Origin of the sequence: Nocardia sp. 852002-20019_SCH5090214 (assembly GCF_001665865.1) — a bacterium.
GTDB classification, from domain to species: Bacteria; Actinomycetota; Actinomycetes; order Mycobacteriales; family Mycobacteriaceae; genus Nocardia; species Nocardia nova.
In genome coordinates, this window is sequence record NZ_LZMK01000407.1 from 1 (window position 1) to 500 (window position 500).

General features: G+C 69.0%; 1 protein-coding gene. It reads right to left on the bottom strand.

Translation table 11 applies throughout. The features are described from left to right. Window positions 1–491, bottom strand: a 491-nt coding sequence (locus tag A5780_RS34210; protein WP_197521945.1) for a relaxase domain-containing protein, incomplete at its 3' end; no start/stop codon positions are given. Window positions 492–500: the final 9 nt, after the last annotated feature.

Here is a 500-nt window from a genome sequence, read left to right on the forward strand (position 1 = left end):
TCGACCTGGCGGACGCTGTGGCGGCCGACGCGGGTGTAGACCGCGTGCTGCTCGAGGTATTCGCAGGCGTCGGCGATCGCAGCGTAGTGGGCGGCCTCGATCTTGTCGGCGATCTCGCGGGGTGCCAAGGCCCACAGCGCCGACACCGACTTCACCGGGGAGAACGTGAGGTCGAACCCGGCCACGGATTTCGTGTTCGGGCGGGAGGCGCGGGCGATCCAGCCCGATAGCTCCCGATCGTCGGCCGGGGGGCGCCCGAATTCCTCGGCGAACATGGTCAGAGCGACGTCGGTGCGGATCTGTTCACGCACCTCCGGGGGGATCTTGGCGTACTCGATGAGGCCTTGGGCACGGTTGTATTCGGCATAGGCGCGGGCGCACTCGAACCGGTAGCCAGCCTCGGCGACCACATATCGGTTATGCGGGCGGCCGAGCTGGGCCATCTTCGCGCCGTAGAGGCGGGCCACCCGCGGCGAGACACCCTCGGCCATCTGCTCGGC